Annotated in this window: 17 protein-coding genes; 8 read left to right on the forward strand and 9 right to left on the reverse strand. The window is 65.2% G+C overall.

The window, feature by feature from the left end; genetic code table 11:
- Positions 1-53: 53 nt before the first annotated feature.
- Together K6G35_RS23415 and K6G35_RS23420 are read left to right on the forward strand one after the other, a co-directional pair.
- Positions 54-4991, forward strand: coding sequence for an autotransporter domain-containing protein (locus K6G35_RS23415; protein WP_495676396.1), 4938 nt, complete (start codon positions 54-56; stop codon positions 4989-4991).
- Complete coding sequence (locus K6G35_RS23420) at positions 4978-5175, forward strand: hypothetical protein (protein ID WP_152414974.1); 198 nt, start codon at positions 4978-4980, stop codon at positions 5173-5175. The genes K6G35_RS23415 and K6G35_RS23420 overlap by 14 nt, the downstream gene beginning before the upstream one ends.
- 45 nt (positions 5176-5220) lie before the next feature.
- Here K6G35_RS23420 and K6G35_RS23425 read toward each other — a convergent pair whose 3' ends face one another.
- The 6 genes from K6G35_RS23425 to K6G35_RS23450 form a co-directional block, all read right to left on the reverse strand.
- A complete protein-coding gene (locus K6G35_RS23425) occupies positions 5221-6519 on the reverse strand; it encodes a DUF1254 domain-containing protein (RefSeq protein WP_495676397.1) in 1299 nt (432 codons plus the stop codon).
- A gap of 21 nt (positions 6520-6540) precedes the next feature.
- Positions 6541-7566 (reverse strand): Bug family tripartite tricarboxylate transporter substrate binding protein, encoded by a 1026-nt coding sequence (locus K6G35_RS23430; protein WP_008645321.1) that lies wholly within the window; start codon positions 7564-7566, stop codon positions 6541-6543.
- Positions 7567-7575: 9 nt separating this feature from the next.
- Positions 7576-8829 (reverse strand): alkyl sulfatase dimerization domain-containing protein, encoded by a 1254-nt coding sequence (locus K6G35_RS23435; protein WP_186426202.1) that lies wholly within the window; start codon positions 8827-8829, stop codon positions 7576-7578.
- Between the two features lie 200 nt (positions 8830-9029).
- Positions 9030-9986, reverse strand: a complete 957-nt coding sequence (locus tag K6G35_RS23440; protein ID WP_495676398.1) for a LysR substrate-binding domain-containing protein — start codon at positions 9984-9986, stop codon at positions 9030-9032.
- Between the two features lie 129 nt (positions 9987-10115).
- Positions 10116-11699, reverse strand: a complete 1584-nt coding sequence (locus K6G35_RS23445; RefSeq protein ID WP_008645313.1) for an acyl-CoA synthetase — start codon at positions 11697-11699, stop codon at positions 10116-10118.
- 43 nt (positions 11700-11742) lie between these two features.
- Positions 11743-12555: an IclR family transcriptional regulator gene (locus K6G35_RS23450; RefSeq protein ID WP_051705486.1), complete on the reverse strand. Its 813-nt coding sequence runs from the start codon at positions 12553-12555 to the stop codon at positions 11743-11745.
- Positions 12556-12765: 210 nt separating this feature from the next.
- Between K6G35_RS23450 and K6G35_RS23455 the strand changes: the two genes are divergently transcribed.
- The 5 genes from K6G35_RS23455 (at position 12766) to K6G35_RS23475 (ending at position 17886) form a co-directional block, all read left to right on the forward strand.
- Positions 12766-13944 carry a thiolase family protein gene (locus K6G35_RS23455; protein ID WP_008645311.1) on the forward strand — a complete coding sequence of 393 codons (1179 nt, stop codon included), beginning with the start codon at positions 12766-12768 and terminating at the stop codon, positions 13942-13944.
- Positions 13945-13981: 37 nt separating this feature from the next.
- On the forward strand, positions 13982-14749 hold the full coding sequence (locus tag K6G35_RS23460; protein WP_008645304.1) for an SDR family NAD(P)-dependent oxidoreductase: 768 nt from the start codon (positions 13982-13984) through the stop codon (positions 14747-14749).
- Positions 14750-14759: 10 nt separating this feature from the next.
- Positions 14760-15524 (forward strand): crotonase/enoyl-CoA hydratase family protein, encoded by a 765-nt coding sequence (locus tag K6G35_RS23465; RefSeq protein WP_035883991.1) that lies wholly within the window; start codon positions 14760-14762, stop codon positions 15522-15524.
- A 171-nt stretch (positions 15525-15695) separates the two neighbouring features.
- Positions 15696-16685 carry a Bug family tripartite tricarboxylate transporter substrate binding protein gene (locus K6G35_RS23470; protein WP_286881881.1) on the forward strand — a complete coding sequence of 330 codons (990 nt, stop codon included), beginning with the start codon at positions 15696-15698 and terminating at the stop codon, positions 16683-16685.
- A 55-nt stretch (positions 16686-16740) separates the two neighbouring features.
- A complete protein-coding gene (locus K6G35_RS23475) occupies positions 16741-17886 on the forward strand; it encodes an acyl-CoA dehydrogenase family protein (protein ID WP_008645297.1) in 1146 nt (381 codons plus the stop codon).
- 66 nt (positions 17887-17952) lie between these two features.
- Here K6G35_RS23475 and K6G35_RS23480 read toward each other — a convergent pair whose 3' ends face one another.
- The 3 genes from K6G35_RS23480 to K6G35_RS23490 form a co-directional block, all read right to left on the reverse strand.
- On the reverse strand, positions 17953-18861 hold the full coding sequence (locus K6G35_RS23480; protein WP_495676399.1) for a LysR family transcriptional regulator: 909 nt from the start codon (positions 18859-18861) through the stop codon (positions 17953-17955).
- 209 nt (positions 18862-19070) lie between these two features.
- Positions 19071-19865 (reverse strand): crotonase/enoyl-CoA hydratase family protein, encoded by a 795-nt coding sequence (locus K6G35_RS23485; protein ID WP_008645293.1) that lies wholly within the window; start codon positions 19863-19865, stop codon positions 19071-19073.
- A gap of 45 nt (positions 19866-19910) precedes the next feature.
- Positions 19911-20897 carry a Bug family tripartite tricarboxylate transporter substrate binding protein gene (locus tag K6G35_RS23490; RefSeq protein ID WP_495676400.1) on the reverse strand — a complete coding sequence of 329 codons (987 nt, stop codon included), beginning with the start codon at positions 20895-20897 and terminating at the stop codon, positions 19911-19913.
- A gap of 233 nt (positions 20898-21130) precedes the next feature.
- On the opposite strand from K6G35_RS23490, the gene K6G35_RS23495 reads away from it, so the two are divergent.
- On the forward strand, positions 21131-22354 hold the full coding sequence (locus K6G35_RS23495) for a CaiB/BaiF CoA transferase family protein (protein WP_495676401.1): 1224 nt from the start codon (positions 21131-21133) through the stop codon (positions 22352-22354).
- Positions 22355-22366: the final 12 nt, after the last annotated feature.

The raw sequence follows: 22366 nt of genomic DNA on the forward strand, positions 1-22366 counted from the left end.
ACGGTCCTCGGTGCCTGCCGGCCACGTCGCCGCTTCAGATCACGGAAGTACTCATGAATCGTACCCATCGCATTGTTTTCAATCGACGCCTCGGTCTTTGGCAGGTCGCCAGTGAACTTGCCCACGGACAGGGCAAGGGCGGTTGCCCATCCCACAGCCGGCTGGCCCGCCGCGCAAGGGCCGTGGCCGGGCTGGCGGCCGCGCTGGCCATCATCGGCAGCCCGCCGGGCGTCTGGGCGCAATCGGTCACGGGCGGCGGGGATGTTGCTCCGGGGGGAGCGCCCGCCCAGACGCCATCCTGGATCGTGAGCTCCTTGCTGACAGTGGGGGGTGGTGGCACCGGCTGGCTGAGTATCGAGGGTGGCGGCACGCTGATAACGACCGCGGGGGCTTCCATCGGTGCCCGTGCGGCTGGAATTGGGGCGGTCAGCGTGTCCGGCCAAGGCTCGCTTTGGGATAGTTGGCAGAGCATGGAGGTCGGCGGCTACGGCACCGGCACGTTGAACATTGCCGATGCGGGCCGCGTGTCGGTGGTCAACGTACTAACGTTGGGGCAGACCGTCGGCAGTGTCGGCACCATCAACATCGGCGCCGCCAGCACCAATGCGGCCGACGCGCGCGGCGCAGGCATGCTCGACACCCCACGCATCGACTTCGGCGCCGGCGCGGCCACGCTCAACTTCAACCATACCGACAGCAGCTACACGTTCGGCACGGTCTTGAACAGCGCCAGTACCGGCACGCACGCACTCAATCACTATGCCGGCGTCACGCGGCTGACCGGCGACAGTTCTGGCTTCAAGGGCACCACCACGGTCGCGGGCGGCACGCTGGTGATTGCCAACGTCCTGGGCACCAGCGCGGGACAGATCGACAGTGCCAGTGCGTTGGCACCGGCCGGCGTGGAGGTGTCTGGCGCGCTGGCTGCCTGGCGGGCCAACGGCGACATTCTCGTCGGCGGCAATCGCGATGGCCATCTGACGATCGACGGCGGCGGCCAGGTGACCAACACGAGCGCCAGGATCAACGCCACGCAAGGCACGGCACGGGCAACGGTGACTGGCGCGGGCTCGCTTTGGGCGAGTCGCAGTGGTCTCCATGTCGGCGCCGATGGTGGCAGTGGCCGGCTCGATGTGATGGCGGGCGGCAGAGTGACCAGCAACGATGCCTTCGTCGGGCGGTACGGCGGCAACGGTGCGGTCACCGTGTCGGGGGCGGGATCGATCTGGAGTAACGACGGTTACCTGCGCGTCGGCGAACGGAACGGCATTGGCTCGGTGTCGATCGAAGCCGGAGGCTTGCTTGTCACGCAGCACAGCATCATTGGCAGGCTGCCGGACAGCTTCGGCTCGGTCAGCGTGAGCGGTGCCGCATCACGCTGGAGCAACGCCGGCGGTCTCATTCTGGGTGACGGCTATCTGACCAACTATGGCTCGGGCGCGCTCACCATCGCCGATGGCGGTACGGTCGAGCTTGGCATCCGGGGGAGCAGCGCGTTGTCATTAGGCGTGAACGGCAATTTTGCTTCGGCGGGCGCCGGCACGCTTACGATTGGCGCGGCGTCGACCGATCCGCTGGCTGCGGTGGGGGCAGGCATTCTCCAAGCGACACGCGTCGAATTCGGCACGGGGTCGGACTCGCTCAACTTCAACCACACCGCTGTCAATTACCGCTTCGACCCAGCCTTGATCGTCGTCGGCACGGGCAGCCACGCCGTCAACCACTATGCCGGCGTGACGCACCTGGCCGCCGACAGTTCCCGTTTCGACGGGACCACGACGGTGGCGGGCGGCACGCTGATCGTCGATAACCGGCTGGGTGGCAGCGCATCGGTGATCGGCACGGGGCATCTGCGAGTCGATGGCACGTTTATCGGCAACGTCAGCGCGTCCGCGCGAGGCGAGGTTGGTGGTGTCGGTCGCATCCAGGGCGACCTGGATGCCAGTAGCAGCGGCGTGATCGGGGGCCAGCAAGGCCAGACGCTGGCCGTGACCGGCAACCTGACGCTGGGTACGAGTAGCGCCATAAACGTCGCGCTTGGCGGGGCTACAGGCAACGCACTGTTCGACGTCGGCGGCAACCTGAGACTGGAGGGCACGCTCAACGTGACCGATCAGGGCGGCTTCGGTGCAGGCATCTATCGCCTGTTCAACTATGGCGGCAGCCTGACGTACAGCGGCGTTGTTATCGGCACGACACCGGCAGGGGTTCGAGCGGACAACCTCAGTGTGCAGACCGCTGTCGCGGGCCAGGTCAACCTGCTCTCTACCATCGGCAACTCCCTTGGCTTCTGGGACGGTGGAGACCCCACGCGCCGGAACAACGGCGTGGTCGATGGCGGCAACGGTACGTGGCGGGCCGATGGGTACAACTGGACCGGCGCCGACGGTGCTGCGAATGGTCCATTCCAGCCCAATCCGACGTTTGCGGTGTTCCAGGGCGTGGCGGGCACGGTGCAGGTCGACGGCAGTGCCGGCGCCCTTGGCGTAACCGGCATGCAGTTCGCTACCGATGGCTACCGCGTGCAGGGTGACGCCATCACGCTGCAGGGGGCGGGCGGTCAAAGCATCATCCGCGTTGGCGATGGCACGACGGCCGGCACGGGCCAGACGGCCACCATCGCCTCGGCGCTCACTGGCGCGAGCACGCTGGTCAAGTCCGACTACGGCACGCTGGTGCTCTCTGGCGTCAATACCTACACGGGCGGCACCGAACTGCGTGGCGGCACCTTGCGAGTGTCGGCGGACGCCAACCTTGGCGCGGCACAGGGTGGGGTGACCTTCACTGGCGGCACGCTGGCGAGCACCGGCAGCTTCGACACAGCACGCGCGGTGATGCTGACGCAGTCGGGCGTCTTCGATGTGGCTGCTGGTACCGAGCTAGGCCTGACCGGCACGGTCTCTGGCAGCGGCAATCTGACCAAGTTGGGTACTGGCACGCTGCGGCTGGACAACACCGGCAACGCCTATGGCAATACCGTCGTGCAGTCCGGCACGCTGATCGGCAATGCCGCTTCGATCTCGGGTCAGGTTGGCAATGCGGGCACCGTCATCTTCGATCAGGCGACCGATGCCCATTTCGCTGGCGACATCGTCGGTTTCGACGGTACGAACGGCAGCATGGTCAAGCGTGGGGCGGGCGGGCTCGTGCTCGGCGGCACCTCGGTGCTGGACTGGTCGATCCAGGCCGGCGGCCTGACCAGCGCCGCCGAACGCTTCAGTGGCAACGCGGCCATCGCGTCGGGCGCTTCGCTCACCTTCGGGCAGGCCACCGATGCGAACTACGCAGGCGTTCTCTCCGGCAGCGGCGTGTTCAACAAGACGGGCACGGGCACGCTCAGCCTGAGCGGAAATAGCGCAGGCTTTGCAGGTACCACCTCGATCGCGGGCGGACGACTGGCATTGAATGGCGCGCTCGGCGGATCGTTGATTGTCGGTAGCGGCGCGGTCCTCGGCGGTAATGGAACGATCGGCTCTGGCCAGGGTTCGCACGTGACGATCGCTTCGGGCGGCACGCTGTCGCCCGGCAATTCCATCGGCACGCTCACGGTGAACGGCGACCTGACCGTGCAACGCGACGCGCGCTTCGTCGTCGAGGTCAATCCGCTGGGCACCGAGGCTGATCTCGTCCACGTCACCGGCAAGGCCACGCTGGACGGCGGCACGGTGGCCCACGTTGGCGCCAGCGGCGACTACCAGCTGCGTTCGACCTACACCATCCTGACGGCAGACGGTGCGCTGTCCGGCAAGTTCGACAGCGTCACTTCGGATTTCGCATTCCTCGCGCCCAGCGTGAGTTACGACTATGCCGCCGGCAAGGTCATGCTGGACCTGAAGCGCAATGACATTGGTTTCGCCACGGTCGCCGGCACGCGCAACCAGCGTGCCACAGCCGCCGCCATCGACAGCATCGGGCTGGCTGCGGGCCACGCGGTGTATGACGCCGTCGCGCTGTTGCCCGATGATCAGGCGCTGGTCCGGGCCAGCTTCGATGGGTTCTCCGGGGAGATCTACGCTTCCGCGAAAACGGCGCTGATCGAGGATAGCCGCTTCGTGCGCGATGCCGCCACCGGGCGCTTGCGCGCGGCGTTCGATGGCGTCGGGGCTTCGGCCGCGCCGGTGATGACGCGAAGCGACGGTCGCAATGTACTGGCTGCCCCCAACGCCGCAGGACCGGTCAGCTGGATCCAGGCCTTCGGCAGTTGGGGCCACAGTGACAGCGACGGCAATGCCGCCCGCCTGAGGCGATCGACGGGTGGTGTGTTGCTGGGCCTGGATACCTCCGTGCTTGGCGACAACTGGCGCGTGGGCGCGCTGGCCGGCTACAGCCATACCAGTCTCGATGCGGACAACGCATCGTCCGGCGGCAGCGACAACTATCATCTCGGCCTGTACGGCGGCACGCAGTGGGGCGCGCTGGGTTTGCGCACCGGCGTGGCCTATAGCTGGAACAACCTCGACACGCGGCGCTCGGTGGCCGTGGCGGGCATGAACGACTCGCTCAAGGCCAATGCCGACGCGGGCACCGCGCAGGCTTTCGCGGACCTCGGCTATCGCATCGACGCGCGCGCCGTTGCGTTGGAGCCGTTCGCCAACCTCGCGTATGTCCATCTCCACACCGATGGCTTCCGCGAGCAGGGCGGCGCGGCCGCATTGCAGGCAAGCGGACAGAACACCGACACCACCTTCACCACCCTTGGCACGCGCGTCTCGACCCGCCTCGAATTCGGCGGCGCGGAGGTCACCGCGCGGGGCGCACTGGGCTGGCGCCACGCGTTCGGCGACGTGACCCCGCTTGCGACGCTGGCCTTCTCGGCCGGTGGCGCCTTCACCGTGGCCGGGGTGCCGATCGCCAAGGACAGCGCCGTGATCGAGGCCGGATTCGACGTCAAGGTCGGCCGCACGGCAACGCTGGGTCTGGCCTATCAGGGACAGATCGCCGGCAATGCCCAGGACCATGGCGTCCAGGCCACGCTCAATGTTCGTTTCTGAGCGCAGGCAGGCAGCGCCAATCGCATACCCAACTATAAGAACGTACTGGGAATTCGTCGATGCGATGACGCCGGAAGCGGGTGCCAAGCCCTATGGCCGAGCCGTGCCCCGCTTCCGCGACAGCGATATGCGCAAGTTCCTCAACAAGAACCTGCCGGGCGACTGGAAAGGCGGCAAGTTCTGACGGCTGTCAGGCGGGGCGCCGACGCATCGGACTGCCCCGCCCAGATTACCCGGCGACGCGCTCCGTGTCCGCCATCACGAACCGGTGCTCGATCAGGTCGGCCTGCGGGTGGTAGTACCGCAGGGCCATCGAAAACCGGCCCGCAGGCGCGGGCAGCCAGTTGGCGGTGCCGCCCTCGGGTTGCGCGTGCTGGATGGCGATGTCGAGCGATCCGTCCGCATTGCGTATCAGTCCGGGTGTGCGGTCCCCAATCGCATAACGGCGGAGCGGGTTGGCCGTGAAGAAGCGCCGGCCATCCGGTTCGAACTCGTACATCGACAACGACCAGAATGCGTCGACAGGCATGTTCGCAGGCACGCGCAGCCGATAGCGGTGCCCACCGTCGAATGCCTGTCCGTCGCCATCCACCAGGGCGGTTGCATAGATCGCTTCCGCGCGTTCCAGCGCGCCGAGTCCGACGAGCGCGATGTAGGCGCGGTACACGTAGTCCTTGCCGAAGTTGCCGATATGGTCCATGCCACTGAACCACGAGCCCTTGGGACCGCTTCGACGGATGCTGCCCTTGGGCGGGTGTTCGAGCCGATGGCGCAGCGCCGGCCACAGCCGCGTCCAGGCATCGCGCACCTGCGGATCGAGCGTGCTCCATGCGTCCAGCGCGTCTGCCCGGATGCCAAGATCGGCCCACCCGTCGACCATGAACTGTTCGTCGGCTGGTACGCCGTTGCGCGCCAGGGCCTCGTTGACGAGCGACAGATATGCGGCCGGACTGGATTCGTCGGGTGTGGTGATGAACCGCTTGGGTTCCATGGCGCTGGCCTGCAACAGCATCTGGTCCTGTAGCGCATGTACGGCGGGTGCATCGTGTTCGCCATCGACGAGCGTGCGCGTCAGCAGCCAGACATCGTTGCAAGGCGCCCGGACCAGGGTCGCGCCGACCGGTAGCACCTTTGCCGCGCTGGCATGGTGTGCCGGGCCGGCTATCACGAACGTGTGGGCGCCGGGGCCGTTGGTGCGCGGGCCCAGGCAGGCGAAGTTGTTCGTGAAGGCATCGAGCAGTGCCACGCTGTAGTAGCGGTCACCCATGTCAGGCATCGCCAGCGTCACGGGTGCGTCGGACAGGTCGAGCCACGCCGACGAGTACAACGTGTCGTTATTGGGCATTGTCACTTGCCGGGCGCGATCGTCCAGCAGATGCCGGTTGTGATACAGCCGGTTAGCCGGCTTGCCGCGCGTGGGCGCCTGCTGCGTGAAGCGCCAGCGCGTGCGCGCCACGTCATGCAAGGGGAAGGTGTAGGCGAAGGCGTCGCCAATGCGCTGGTCAAGTGTGGTGGCGTTCAGGGTCATGGTGTCTTCGGGTTCCGATGGTCAGTCCACGGTGATGTGGTTGGCGCGGATCACGTTGCCCCACGCCGTCACGTCGTCGCGCACGGTCTGCGCGAACTGCGCGGTGGTCTTGATCGGTGGATCGGCCATGTTCAGCTGCATGAAACGTTCGCGCATCTCGGCGCTGGCAAGGGCGAGGTTCACTTCCGCGTTGAGCCGTTGCACGATCGCGTCTGGGGTGCCTGCTGGCGCGAACATGCCGTACCAGCTGTTGGTGTCGAACGGATAGCCTTGCTCGGTCATCGTGGGCACGTCGGGCGAGGCGGAGCCGCGCCGCGTGCCGCTGACAGCCAGCGCGCGCAGCTTTCCCGCACGAAGCAATGGCAGCGACGACGAGGTGTCGACAAAGGCCACGCGCACGACGCCGCCCTGCATGTCGTTCAGGATCTGCGGCACCGTCTTGTAGGGCACATGCCGCAGGCGGATGCCCGTCTGCATCTTCAGGGCCTCCATCGTCAGATGGCCGCCCGAGCCGATGCCCCAGGACGCGTAGTCATAGGCATCCGGCCGCGCGCGTATGTGCGCGACGAACTCCTTGAGGTTGCGGGCGGGGAAGTCGGGCGCCACCACAAGGAAGTTGCCGCCTGCGCCGATCTGGGCGATGGGAGCGAGGTCGCGCAGGCCGTCGTACGGCATCTTTGGCTGCAGCGTCTGGTTGATGACCACCGTGGCGGCGTAAGTGAACAGCAAGGTCTGACCGTCCGGTGCGGCCTTGGCGACGATGTCGTTGCCGATGATGCCGGTGGCGCCCGGCTTGTTGTCGATCACGAACGATTGGCCAAGACGCTTGCCGATCATTTCAGCCAGCGGACGGGCGAAAAGATCGGGGCCGCTTCCGGCTGAAGCCGGCACCACGAGGCGGATAGGGCGCGACGGCCAGGTGGCAGCCGCGCCGGCGGGCCGCAGCGCGGCGCCCAGACCGAGCATCGCGAACAGGCGCAATGCATTGCGCCGGCGATGGTCGGCGATGTCGTTGGCAATGTCATCGACAGACTGTGGGAACGGCATGGCGGGCTCCTAGTGGATGCCGAAGTTGTCGTCCGAGCCGCTTTCCAGGACCATGGCCGCCGCGACGTAGAGGCTGCGCGATACATAGCTGCGCACCTGTTTCGAGCGGGCGCGCAGCCATTCGGCCTTGAGCTGACGAGCCTCCACGACATGCGGAGCATCGCCGGATGCCTGCGCCAGCAGGTCGATCACATGCAGGGCCAACTGGATCTCGCCGCGATCCGCCAGTCCGCGGGCGTGCCGTACGATCGCGCCGTGATCGGTGATGGCCGCTGCGATCTCGTCGGCTACCGCCTGCGGCGCGGCCGGATGCAGCGTCGTGGCGTTGCGATCCCACCAGCCATTTTCGGAGCGGTAGATATCGCGGGCGATATAGGTCGGGTCGCCGTAGGTAGGCTGCATCCACGGCTGCTCGAACAGATCCGGTGGTGGTTGCAGCGCGGCCAGCATCTCGCGCTCGTTGCAGCCAGCGTTCATCAGTCGCACCACCTCTTCGCGCATCCAGCGCAGTGCCCTGGCGGTGTGCAGCAGTACGTGCTGGCAAGTGTCCTCGCCTTGCAGGGAAGGGCCAAATTCACGGACGACGGTTTCGGGGCGCAGGCTGGCCAGCCGTTCCAGCGTTTCCGCCCAGCGCACGGTGTCGCGCATGGTGCGGAACGGTGTGCCGACATTCGGGATGGAGTCGATCACGGCGGGGCCGCCGTAGAGCAATCGGCTTCCGGGCAGCCAGACGGCGACGGCATCGTCGGTCTCCGATGGCGCCCACAAGATCTCGGCGCGCCGGTCACCATGCCCGACCGTGATGCCTTCGGTGAAGGTCTCGGTAGGTCGGTTCTGGCCCAGCTTGCCGGCCAGGGCGCCGCTGGCGTGGCGGAACTGGATCTCGGCCATGCGCTCCTGCATCCGCTGCGTTTCCCGGTAGCGCTTCTGGCGGGCCAGCACATTGACATGCGCCAGGATGCGCGGCGCGGGGTCGCCGCGTTGCGCGGCATGGTCGAGCCACTGCTTCACGCCGGCGTTGTAGCCCAGGTGACCGTGGCTGTAGCAGATCGCCAGGACGGGCAGGTCCGTCTGCGTGCGCAGGACCTCGATCATGCCCGCCGTAATGCGTCCGCCGGGACCGCTGTCGACCACCAGCAACCCGCCACCCACATCGGCGACGAAGCTCTGGCCTTGGCCATGCAGCAGCCAGATGCCATCTCCAATGGCGTCGATGCCCTTGCCGGTGATCAGCGCGGCGGGGCGGTCCTCGATTGCGTTCATGTGGGTCCCTTCCAGTTGACGAAGGGATATTCACGCGCAGATTCGCCGTTATATGCAGTGGGGAAAGTCCCGGCGGGACCACCGCTGGAGCCGGCGAGAGTAGTACTGGCGCGGGCTGGCGGCGTTTCGGGGCAGGTCGGGTGTGAACCGCTGGTTAGCACCCGCAACTGAAAGTGAGTTCCCGACCCGCCTGCGGTACGCTAGCCGGCCATTTCCGGGGTGCGGGGTACCTGTCTGCGCAGTGGGCTGTCCGGCTGCTTGCCGAGATAGTGCACTTCTCGCCGCAACAGCGTGGCGAACTGCTCCGCCACGGGCGTCATCGGGGAATCGGCCCGGTAGATCAGGCATACCGCATGGCTGGGCAACGGATCCTCGATGGGCAGCGCCACCAGATTGGCGCTCGCCAATTGGCCGGGTACCAGCTGGCGCGGTAGCAGGCAGAGCAGCGACCGGTCTTCGAGCAGTGTCTGGATCATGCCGATGGTGTCGCAACGCACGGCCACGCGCGGCAACGGCAGATCGAGTTCCCGGAAGGCGTCCAGAATCGCGGCGCCCGGGCCGTGCATCCGCTGGCCCGTCAGCACCCACTCCGACCCCACCAGTTCGCGCAGCCTGCGGGCGTTGCGCAGCGGATGGTCCTTGTGTGCCACCACCACCGAATCATTGTCGTACAGCGGCTCGGAGACAAACTCGCGCTCGATGCCCTCGTCCGGAATCGGGCTGACTGCCATGTCCATGACACCGGCGCGCAGATCGGAAAGGTGGGCGGGATAGACGCCGCTGTCGATGCAGACCTGGACGTCCGGGTGTTGCGAGCGAAAGCGCTTGAGCACGGCCGGCAGCAGCAGGTGCGCCGGGCCGCCCGTGGCGCCGATACGGACCACGCCATTGCGCGTGCCCAGCATCTGCGACATCTCGTCGGTGGCCTTGCGCGCCTCGCTGGCGATGAGTTGCGCGCGCCGCAGAAATGCCTCGCCATAGCGCGACAGCACCACACCGCGCGTGGTGCGTGTCAGCAACGGCACATGCAACTCTTCCTCGAGCAGGCGAATGCTCTTGGTGATGGCCGGACCCGAGACATCGCGGGCCTTGGCGCCGGCCCGGATGCTGCCGGTCTCGGCCACGGCAATGAAGTCCTGAAGTTGGCTCAGGCGCATGAATTGTCCCCAGTGGCTGGCGTTCTTGATGACGTTTTGCCGCCAGCATAGCCGCATTTCCATGCGCTGGGGCCCCAACCCTCCAACCCTGCAGTCATCAGGCGGCCGGGCCACGCCGGGTCGATACGGTCAGGCGCGACCGGTCCGCACGGCATGCCCGGAGTGCGGTTGCTCGCGATGGCGGTCCTTCAGTTCGCGTCGCAACAGCTTGCCGGTGGGGGTGCGTGGCAGGCGTTCGTCGAAGACCACCGTGCGCGGCAGCTTCAGGCGACCGAGCCTGCCCTGGCAGTAGTCGACGATGTCCTGCGCCAGATCCGGCGTGGCGGCCCTGCCGTCACGTAGTTCGATCACGGCCTTCGGTACCTCGCCCAACTCTGGATCGGGCACGCCGATCACGGCGACGTCCGCCACCGACGGGTGCTGCATCAGCACGCTTTCGATTTCCTGTGGATAGACGTTTACGCCGCCCGACAGGATCAGGTCCGCGCGCCGGTCGCTCAGGAACAGATACCCTTCCTCGTTGACGTAGCCGAGGTCTCCGTAGGTGGCCCAGCCCTTGTCGTTGTACGCGGATCGCGTCTTCTCCGGGGCGTTGTGATACGAGAACGTCGCCACGCCCGAGAAGAAGATCATGCCGACTTCGTTGGGCGGCAACTCGTTGCCGGCGTCATCCACGATATGGATGACGCCGGCCGACGCGCGTCCGACCGAGCCCGGATACTTGCGCCATTCCAGTGGCCCGATGGAGGTCGTGCCGGCGCCTTCGGAGCCGGCGTAGTACTCGTAGAGGATGTCGCCCCACCAGTCGAGCATGGCCTGTTTGACATGGACCGGACATGGCGCGGCGGCGTGGATGGCGACCTTCATCGACGAGAGGTCGTAACGGCGGCGTGCCTCTTCGGGCAGGCCCAGCAGGCGCACGAACATCGTCGGCACCCACTGGCTATGTGTGACGCGGTAGCGCTCGACTGCGGCCAGTGCGCCCTCGGCGTCGTATTTCGCCATGGCGACGCATGTGCCGCCGACGTCAAGCGTGCGCATGATGTAGCGCAGCGGCGCGGCGTGATAGAACGGCGCAGTGGACAGGTAGACCGTGTTCTCGTCGAAACCGAATGCACGGCGCCAGGCGATGATTTCAAGCTCGGGTTTGTCGCGGTCTTCGTACGGCGTGAGCGGCCGGCGGATGCCCTTGGGGTGGCCGGTGGTACCGGACGAATAGAGCATGTCGCGGCCGACCGGGCGCGGGGGCAGGGTAGCGTCGGGGGCGAACGCGGAGATCGCGGCTTCGTACGCTTCAAAGCCTGGCGGCAGGTTTGACGCGCCAGCCAGCACGAAGACAGGCAGATCGAGCGCGTGGGCATCGGCCGCGCGTACTGCTTCGACCAGCGGCAACATGGCGGGCGACGCAATCAGCAGTTTCGCCCCGCAATCTTTCAGCACGTAGGCCGCTTCCGCCGGGCTCAGGTGCGTGTTGACTGCGGTGTAGTACAGCCCGACGCGCCGCGCCGCGGATGCAATCTCGATCAGGCCCGGGTGATTCTCCACCAGCACGGCGATGCAGTCGCCGGCTTCCAGTCCACGCGACACCAGCCATTGCGCCGCGCGGATCGCGCGCGCGTCCAGCTCGCCATACGTGATGACGTGGCCCGATTCAGCCTGGATCAATGCCGGCTTTTGCGGCGCCACGGTTGCCCAGTCGTGCAGCGTTGTCATAACAGGTCGTCTCCTCCTGTTGGTTTTGTATTCTTTTGCGACGCTATGCGCCCAGCGATGCCTCCACATTGCGCAAGAGCGTCAGCAGGCGCGGGCCGAGGTCTTCCTTCAGCCGTCTGCACTGTTCGCTGTAGATCGGCACGGCGGCGGCGAGCACCCAGGCCTCACCATCGCGGCGTTTCTGCATCGGCACGGCGATGGTTTCGATTTCGCGGTGCAGGTCGCCGTAGCTGCGCGAGAAGCCATGCTCGCTCAGATCACGCTGTGCCGTGGCAAGGCGCTCGTCGAGCCATTCCTTGCGCGATGGGTCGCGCCGCGCGAAGCCGTCGAGCCACGCCTTGCGTTCGGACTCGGACAGCATCAACAGGTACGCCCGGCCGGATGCCGTGCGCGACAGCGAGACGCGCATCCCGATTTCCGAGCGGAACAACTGCGAACCCGCACCCTGCGCCACTTCGACGTAGCTCAGATTGGTGCCAATCCCTGCGAGCAGTTGGACTTGTCCTTCGATGTGATCTGCCAGTTCCTGCATCAGCGGGCGGGCCAGCTGGCGGATCGTCATGCGAGCGAGCGCCGGCGCGGCCAGGTTCAGCAGGCCGAGTCCGGGCACGTATTTCGATAGCCGCTCGGAATAGCGCAGCAGGCCGAGTTCGCACAGCGTGTCGAGCAGGCGGAACAGCGTGGGCTTGGGCAGACCCGTCAGCTCCGCCAATTCCTTGCCGGACAGTTCCTGGACGGTGGTCGAAAAGCAGCCAAGGATGCCGATGCCGCGTGCGAGCGCGCTCACCAGGCGGCCTTCCTGTTCGCCTTCGCTCTCGCCCGCCGTGACGGGTGCGGTAGGTGGCAGTGATGTCACTTCAGATGCTCCCGGTTAAATGCTGATGCTTTTTTTGGCGCGCGTGTCTCATAAATTCTATTCTGTAATTCAAAAAAAGATTAGGTCAAGAGAAATTTTGAGGCGATTTGCTGGACTTTCTGGTAAAACTTGATTGAAGATATGTCACGCCAACCGATATTTTGAGCCACCAAACTCATTTTTCCTACTACCAGGATCAGGGGGAGACACATGCAGCAAGCCTTCATCATCGACGCAATCCGTTCGCCGCTGGGCCGTTCCAAGCCCGGCTCCGCCTTTACCGAACTACACGCCACCGAACTGCTGGCTCAGGTGCTGTCGCAACTCGTGCAGCGCAATGACCTTGACCCGGGTCTGGTCGACGACGTCATTACCGGTTGCGTGACGCAGGCCGGCGAACAGTCCGCAGGGGTTGGGCGCGTGGCCTGGCTGGCAGCGGGATTTCCGGAGCACGTGCCGGCCACCACCATCGACCGCAAGTGCGGTTCGAGCCAGCAGGCCGTTCACTTTGCCGCGCAGGGCATCATGGCCGGCGCGTACGACATCGTGATTGCTTGCGGCATCGAGTCGATGAGCCGGGTGCCGATGGGCGCGGCGCGTATTGGCCAGAACCCATATGGTCCGTCGTTCGAGGAACGCTACGCGCCGGGGCTGGTCGGGCAGGGCGTGTCGGCCGAGTTGGTTGCCGCCAAGTGGGAGCTTTCGCGCCACGACATGGACAGCTACTCGGCGCGCTCGCACCAGCGCGCCGCCGCCGCCCAGGCAGCCGGCGGATTCAAGCGCGAGATCGTCGGCATCCAGACCGTGAACGGTCTGGTGGAGCAGGACGAGACGATCCGCGCCAACACCACCGTGGAGCGTCTGGCGACGCTAGAGTCGCCATTCCGCAACGACGAACTGAGCGCCCGCTTTCCGCAGATCGGCTGGAACGTTACCGCCGGCAACGCCTCGCAGATCAGTGATGGCGCGGCGGCAATCCTGATCGTCAGCGAGCGCATGGCCACGAAGCTCGGCCTCAAGCCGCGCGCGCGTTTTGTCGGCTTCGATGTGATCGGCGCCAATCCGCTGGAGATGCTGACCGCGCCGATTCCCGCCACCCAGCGCGTGCTGGCAAAGACCGACATGACGCTCGAGCAGATCGCCCACTACGAAATCAACGAGGCATTCGCCAGTGTGCCGTTGGCCTGGCAGAAGACGATGAAGGCCGATGGCGCGCGCCTGAACCCGCGCGGTGGCGCGATCGCGCTGGGTCACCCGCTTGGCGCATCGGGCGTGCGGCTGATGACCACCATGCTCCATGCGCTGGAAGACAGCGGCGAGCGCTTTGGCCTGCAGTCGATGTGCGAAGCGGGCGGCATGGCAAACGCCACGATCATCGAGCGCGTCTGACGCCCATCGCAATCCCATACAAACAGGAAAAACAAGCATGAAACTCGACCAGACCATGTCCGCCGTCGTGACCGGCGGTGCCTCCGGCCTCGGCCTTGCCAGCGCCAAGCGCCTTGTGGAGAAGGGTGTCAAGGTGGTGATTGCCGACATCTCGGAAGAACGCGCCGCTGCCGCGCTCGATGCGCTGGGCCCCAATGCCACGTTCGTCCAGGCCGACGTCACCGATACCGACCAGATGACGCGCGTGTTCGACGCCGCAGTCGCGATGGGGCCGCTGCGCGCGCTCGTGCATTGCGCGGGGCTGGGTGGCGCGGTACGCGTGGTGGAAAAGGACGGTTCGCCCGGTTCGCTCGAAGCCTATGAGCGCGTGGTGCGGATCAACCTGATTGGCACCTTCAACGTGCTGCGTCTGGGCGCGGCACGCATGGCGACCAACGAGCCTATCGACGGCGAGCGCGGCGCATGCGTGCTGACCGCGTCGGTGGCGGCCTACGAAGGCCAGATCGGCCAGATTCCGTACGCATCGGCCAAGGCGGGCATCGTCGGCATGACCATCGTCGCGGCACGCGATCTGGCACAGCGCATGATCCGCGTCTGCACGATCGCCCCGGGCCTGTTCGACACGCCGCTGCTGGCGCGTCTGCCCGATAACGTGAAGGCCTCGCTGGGCGCGATGGTGCCGCACCCGGCCCGCCTGGGCGCGCCGGACGAGTACGCGTCCACCGCGTTGCACATCCTCGAGAATCCGATGCTCAATGGCGAGACCATCCGTCTGGATGGCGCCATCCGCATGGCCCCGCGCTAAGGAGTCGATCATGACCGATACGCTAGCCAAGGAGATCCGCGGCAACGTGATGGTGCTGACCATCAACCGCCCCGAAGCGCGCAATGCGATGGACTTCGAAACGGCCACCGCCATTGCCGCAGCGCTGGACGAACTCGATGCGCGCGACGACCTGAGCATCGCCGTGCTGACCGGTGCCGGCAACACTTTCTGTTCCGGCATGGACCTGAAGGGGTTCCTCGCCGGCAAGCGGCCCAGCATTCCGGGGCGTGGCTTCGGTGGTGTGACCGAGCGCCCGCCGCGCAAGGTGTTGATCGCCGCGGTCGAGGGCTACGCGCTGGCGGGTGGCTTCGAACTCGTGCTCGCCTGCGATCTGGTCGTGGCCTCGCGCGAAGCAAAGTTCGGCCTGCCAGAAGTCAAGCGAGGCCTGGCTGCAGCCGCTGGCGGCCTGATGCGCTTGCCGCGCCGCGTGCCGTACCACGTCGCCATGGAGTACAGCCTGACCGGCGACATGCTGCCGGCCACGCGTGCCTACGAACTGGGTCTCGTCAATCGCTTGACCGAGGCAGGCGGCGCGCTGGATGCCGCGCTGCAACTGGCCGCTGCGGTCGGCGCCAACGGGCCGCTGGCCATCGCCGCGAGCAAGCAGGTGGTGGTGCAATCGGGCGACTGGACCCGCGAAGAAATGTTCGAGCGTCAACGGCCGCTGATCGAGTCGGTTTTCACCTCGGCCGACGCGCGTGAAGGCGCGGCGGCATTTGCGGAGAAGCGCAAGCCGGTCTGGACCGGCAAGTAACACCCTGTCTGGATTGGCCGCCCCGAGCCTGATCAGGGGCGGCCTTTCGCGGTGGCAGCGCCCGCGATAACAGACCCGTCGCAGCAAGAAAGACATGCGCCCCCGCGTGAATACGCGGGCGGTGACAAGAAAAAAATGGTTGAGCCGACACAACCAATCAGGAGACGACAAATGCAACGCAGGACCTTCAGTTCGCTGGCGTTTGGCGCCAGCCTCGCGCTTGGCGCGATCGGCATGATCGCCGCGGAACCGGCGAACGCGCAGGCATGGCCAACGCGGCCCATCACGATCATCGTTCCCGGCGCGCCGGGTGGCACGACCGATATTCCGGCCCGCATCGTCGCGCAGAAGCTCTCGGCATTGCTGGGCCAACCCGTGGTGGTCGACAATCGCGCCGGCTCGGGCGGGATCATTGGCACGCAGGCCTTCCTGAATGCGCCCGCCGATGGATACACCTGGCTCGTCGGCAATACCGGCTCGCACGCGATCAACTACACGGCCTACAAAAAGCTGAGCTACAAGCCGCAGGACTTCGTGCCGGTCACCGACATGATCTCGTTCCCGAACGTGCTGGTCGTCAATGCCCAGTTGCCCGTGAAGAGCGTGGCAGACCTCTTGGCGCTCCTGAAGAAGGAACCGGGCAAGCTCACGTATGCGTCGGCCGGCATTGGGCAGACCACGCATCTGACGTCGCTGATGTTCACGCAGCGTACGGGCACCAACGCCATCCATGTGCCCTACAAGGGATCGACGCCCGCCACCACGTCAGTGCTCGCCGGCGAGACCACTTTCATGTTCGACAACCTGACCCAGTCGCTGCCGCAGATTCGAAGCGGCAAGCTGCGCGCGCTGGCGGTGACGAGCGATGAACGTCAGGCCAGCATGCCAGACGTGCCGACCATGGCCGAGGCCGGGGTGAAGGATTTCGTCGTGCAGGGCTGGCTGGGGTTCTTCGGCGCGGCAAAGACGCCCCCGGACGTGGTCGCGAAGATGCAGGCGAGCCTGGCGAAGGTCATGGAGGATCCTGAAGTCGTGCGGCGCTTTCGCGAAATGGGTGGTATGCCTGGCGGAGAGCCGCAGCCGAAATTTGCCGAACTGGTCAGCAAGGATCAGAAGCGTTGGGGAGAGACCATCCGCCTCGCCAACCTGACGCTCGACTGATGACGCTGGCATCGTCCAACGCATCCAACACCATCTAAGCAGGAGACATCGCATCATGACCAACCCTTTGCCCTGGATCAGCGGCGACCTGGAGATCTTCCAGGATGGCATTCGCAAGTTCGTCGAGCGCGAACTCGCACCCAACGAGGATCGTTGGTGGAAGCAGCAGTACATCGACCGCGAAGTCTGGTACAAGGCTGGCGAGATGGGGATGCTCTGCGCGAGCATTCCCGAAGAGTACGGTGGCGGCGGCGGAACGTTCGCCCATGAGGCCATCATCACGATGGAACAGGCGCGGGCCGGCGTAAGCAGCCTCGGCACCAACGTGCACAGCGGCATCGTTGCCCACTACATCCTGCGCTACGGCACCGAGGATCAGAAACGCAAGTGGCTGCCGAAGATGGCGACCGGCGAGCTGGTTGCCGCCATCGCCATGTCGGAGCCCGGCGCGGGTTCGGACCTCAAGAGCGTCAAGACGCGCGCGCTGAAGGACGGCGACAGCTACGTCATCAATGGTTCGAAGACCTTCATTACGAACGGCTATCACGCCAACCTGATCCTGGTGATCTGCAAGACCGATCCCGAGGCGGGCGCGCGCGGCGTGTCGATCGTCGTGGTCGAGACCGATGGCCAGCAGGGATTCCGCCGCGGTCGCATCCTGGAGAAGATGGGGCAGAAGGGCCAGGACACCGCCGAGTTGTTCTTCGACGACATGCGCGTGCCTTGCGCGAACCTGCTCGGCACCGAAGAGGGCAAGGGCTTCTACCAGCTTATGCAGCAGTTGCCGCAGGAGCGCATGATCATCGCGCTGGGCGCATTGGCATCGATGGAGCGCGCGCTGGGCCTGACGATCGAGTACGTGCGCAATCGCAAAGTCTTCGGCGAGTCACTGATCGAATTGCAGAACACCCGATTCCGGTTGGCGGAGTGCAAGACCAACGCGACCATCGCGCGCAGCTTCGTCAACGATTGCATGGAGAAGATCCTGCGTGGCGAACTGGACCCGGGCACGGCGGCGATGGCCAAGTGGTGGTGCACCCAGCGTTCGTGCGAGATCATCGACGAATGCCTGCAGTTGCACGGCGGCTATGGATACATGATGGAGTACCCGATTGCGCGGATGTATGTGAACGCGCGGGTCAGCAAGATCTACGGTGGCTCGAACGAGATCATGAAGGAGCTGATCGCGCGCGAACTCTGAGGTGCTGCCGGCGAGGCGTCGTCGCTATGGACTCGGTCAGGGTTCGCTTTCGATCCGGACCGAAGCCTATGCGGCCGGCGCGTCGCCGGCGAATTCCGCAATCGCCACTTCGCGGAAATGCCTGATGGCCGGACCATCGGCGTGCGGGGAGCAGGCCAGCGCGATGCCGATGCTTGTAGTGTTGGGATAGTTGGCCAGTGTCGAATAGACCAGCTTGTCGCTGCCGAATCGACGCATGATCGACGGGACCAACGCGACGCCAAGGCCGCTTTCCACCAGTGCCAGTACCGTCTGGATCTGCGTGGCTTCCTGCGTGATCCGGGGAAGAAACCCGGCGGTCTGACATGCCGCCATCGCAGCGGCGTGCAGGCCCGAGGCTTCGGTCTGGGCGTACATGACGAACCGCTCTTGGGCAAGGTCGGCGAGCGTAAGCGGTTGCTTTGCCGCCAGCGGATTGCGCCGTGGCAGCGCGGCAACGAACCGGTCTTCCTGCAGGGAAATCAGCGTGGCAGTGCCCCTGGACATCAATGGCGTCCTGATGAGGCCGACATCCAGGGCTTCCTCTTCCAGGCTCCGAAGAATGCTGGTCGACGTTGCCTCCTTCAGTACGAGTTCGATGCCCGGATATTCCTCGCGGAAGCGCGAGACGAGTCGCGGTAGTACCTGATACGTCGTGGAGCCGACGAATCCCACGCGCAATGTGCCACCCAGACCGCTGGCGGCTGCGTGTACCCGCTCGCTGAACTGGCCAGCGTGGAACAGGATGCGCTTTGCCTCCAGCAACGCGACCCGCCCGCTGGCGGTCAGCGCCACGCCCCTGGCATCGCGCAGGAACAAGGTCGTGTCCAGCTCTGCTTCGAGTTTCTGTATGGAGACGGTCAGGGCCGGCTGGGCAATATGCAGCCGCTCGGCGGCGCGCCGGAAATTCAGGGTCTCGGCAAGTACGACAAAGTGCCTGATGCGACGTAGATCCATATTCCTGGAAGGGTGACAGAGCGCCGCATTTCAATGTCGTGTCCTGGCTCCGGAGGGCGCTTGAGACTTGGAGCTTATTGAAACATGCTGTGCGTCGCAATACGGGCACATACGCATGTCGCGGGGCATTCCCGCTGCGGCGCCATCGCTGTCAGGCGAGCCGTTTCCCGCCGCCACGGCGGAACGAAAAACGGCCGGCCGTCACCTCTTTATCCCTTGAATACGGGTTTGCGCTTGTCGAGGAACGCTTCCACGGCTTCCTTGTGATCGGCGGCCTGATGCGAGACCGCTTGATAGACGGCGGACAGTTCCAGCAGCGTGCCCAGCGACGTGTGCATGCCTTCGCGCAGCAGGCGCTTGGCCAATCGGACCGCATGCGGCGGGTTTGCCGCGATGGCGGCCGCGATCTCCCGAGCCGTGGGCAGCAGAGCCTCAGGTTCGACTACCTGTGAAACGAGATTCCATTCGAGCGCCGTTTGCGCGTCGATGGCCTTGCCCGTGAACGTAAGCTCCGCCGCGCGCGACATCCCGATGATCCGCGGCAACAGCCAGGCGCCGCCATCGCCGGGAATGATGCCCAGCTTGACGAAGCTCTCCGCAAACTGGGCGGCCCGCGACGCGATGCGGATGTCGCACATGCAGGTGAGATCGAGACCTGCCCCCAGTGCCGGACCGTTGACGGCGGCGATGACCGGGACCTCCAGATTGAACAGCGCAAGCGGTAGCCGCTGAATGCCATGGCGATAGTCCCGTCTGACGTCCATTGCCGAGGCAGTCCCGGATGCCTGCCGCTTCATTTCGTGGATGTTGCCGCCCGACGAGAATGCGGTACCGCTTCCGGTGATGATCACGGCGCGGACCGACGTATCGGACTCGATACGCTCGATCGCGGCCAGGAATTCGGGCACGGCCGTATTGCCCGTCAGTGGGTTCCGGCGCTCGGGTTCCGACATCGTCAACGTGACGACGTGCCCGTCTTGTTCGTAGGACAGGAAGTTCGACATGGTAGGTCTCCGGGATTGGATGGATCGTTTCGACTATCGTTGCGTCTACTGTTTCGGCACGCCTGCGCGCTCGGCGGCGTCTGACCACTTCTTGATCTCCGCGAGCTGGAAGGTCCTCAGCGCTTTCGCGTCGCCGACAAAGACGTCCCAACTGGTGCGCGACAGGAATTCGCTGGTTTCAGGTGTCTGGTAGATGTCCACCATCAGCTTTTCCAGCTTGGCGATGACCGGCTTTGGCGTGTTCGCCGGTGCGAACGCGGCGGTCCAGTTCACCATGAAGTAGCCGGGGAATCCGCTTTCCTGAAGCGTGGGCGTGTTGGGCTGGCTGCCGAGCCGCTTGTCGCTGGTGACCGCGAGCAGCCGGAGCTTGCCGCCGTTCAGGAGCGGAAGTACCGCGCCATAGTCGGCAAACACGAAATCCACCTGCCCTGCAGCCAGATCGGTCAGCGCCGGCGCCGCGCCCTTGTATGGCACATGGTTGGCCTTGATGTGACCCATTGCCAGAAAGAGCTCGGTCGCGATCTGGTACGAGGCGCTGCCCGCGCCATAGTTGAGGGTGCCGGGGTGCTCGCGTGCCGCGCTCAGCAGCGCGTCGACGGTTTGGTAGCGGGAAGTCGCGCTCACGACCAGCGCCATGGCGCCCACTCCCAGACGGGCAATGGGTGCGAGTTCGCTGACGGGGTCATAGGGGAGCTTGCGGAACATTGCGACATTGGTCGCCACCGGCGAGTTGCTGGCCAGCAGCAGCGTATATCCGTCGGGTTCGGCGCGGGTCACGGTTTGCGCGGCGATGAAGCTGTTGCCACCCGGGCGGTTCTCGACGACGACCGGCTTTCCCAGCCGTTCCTCCATCTTGCGTGCGAGATATCGGGCGTTGGAGTCCGTGCCGCTCCCCGGCGGAAAGGACACTACCAGCTTGATGGGCTTGTCCGGGTATTCGCTTCTGGCGTCCATCGGCGTCAGTGCGCCGCCAATCGTCACCACGAGCGCGCACAGCATGGCCCACCGGCGCGTGGCTGATGTGAGTTTCATTCCTGTCTCCGTGTTATCCGGCTTCGTCTAGTACGCGAAGCGTCAGCAGAGACTATGCGCAGCGCTATGGCGCTGTCCAATATAGAAACGACGATTTCCGATATCCAAAATATATCGGCGTACTGCCGGGCAGTGATAAACGCAGCTTATCGAAGTCTCGCGAATCGCTATTGGACGCGGCGTTGGCACGTGGCTACGCTCATCGCTACAACTCGAAAGCAGGAGACAACGATATGAGCAAGGCGCTTGGCCACATCAAGGTGCTGGACCTGTCCCGTGTGCTGGCCGGACCCTGGGCTACCCAGAATCTGGCGGACATGGGAGCCGAAGTCATCAAGGTGGAACGGCCTGGTGCCGGGGACGACACGCGCGGCTGGGGGCCGCCGTTCCTGAAGGACCCGCAAGGCAACGAGACCGATGATTCGTCGTACTTCCTCAGCGCAAACCGGGGCAAGAAATCGATCACGATCGATCTCGCATCGCCGAAGGGCCAGGACATCATCCGGGCGCTGGCTCGCGAATGCGATGTCGTGGTGGAGAACTACAAGGTGGGGACGCTGGCCCGCTATGGCCTGTCCTACGAAGACCTGCGCAAGCTCAACCCGCGTCTGGTGTACTGCTCGATCACGGGATTCGGTCAGACCGGGCCCTACGCGGCATTGCCGGGCTACGACTTCGTTTTCCAGGGTATGGGCGGTCTGATGAGCATCACCGGGATGCCGGATGGCGAGCCCGGCGCCGGCCCGGTGAAATCCGGCATCGCCATCACAGATCTGCTCACCGGCATGTACGCCACATCGGCCATCCTTGCCGCGCTTGAGCACCGGAACGTCAGCGGAGAGGGCCAATACATCGATATCTCCTTGCTCGATTGCGTGGTCACCATCAATTCGTACCAGGCCATCAACTACTTTCTGTCCGGCAAGGTCCCCCAGCGGATGGGCAATGCGCACTCGAACATGGTGCCGTACCAGGTATTCCGCTGCAAAGAGGGCGACGTCATCGTGGCGGTCGGCAACGACACCCAGTACGTGGCGTTTTGCGGCGTCATCGGGCGTCCCGATCTGGCGGAGGATGCCCGGTTCACCACGGCGGCACAGCGCAACCGGAACCGGGAGACGCTGATTCCCCAGGTTGCCGAGGCGATGCTGGCCAGAACCATGACGGAATGGGTGGCGCTGATGGAAGCGGCGAACGTGCCTTGCGGCCCGATCTACAACATGAAGCAGGTGTTTGAAGACCCGCAGGTCAGGCATCGGGACATGCAGCTCGTTCTGGAGCACAACAGCGGTTCGAAAGCCCCATCGCTTGCGAATCCGATTCGCTTCTCCGATACGCCGATTCGCTACCAACGCTCCGCGCCAACCCTGGGTGAACACACCGACAGGGTTCTGCAGGACATGCTTGCCTTTTCAGAAGCCACCATCGACGCCTTGAGGGAGCAGGGCGTGATCTGATCGTTGTACCCA

The organism is Cupriavidus sp. HY129 (genome assembly GCF_059492215.1).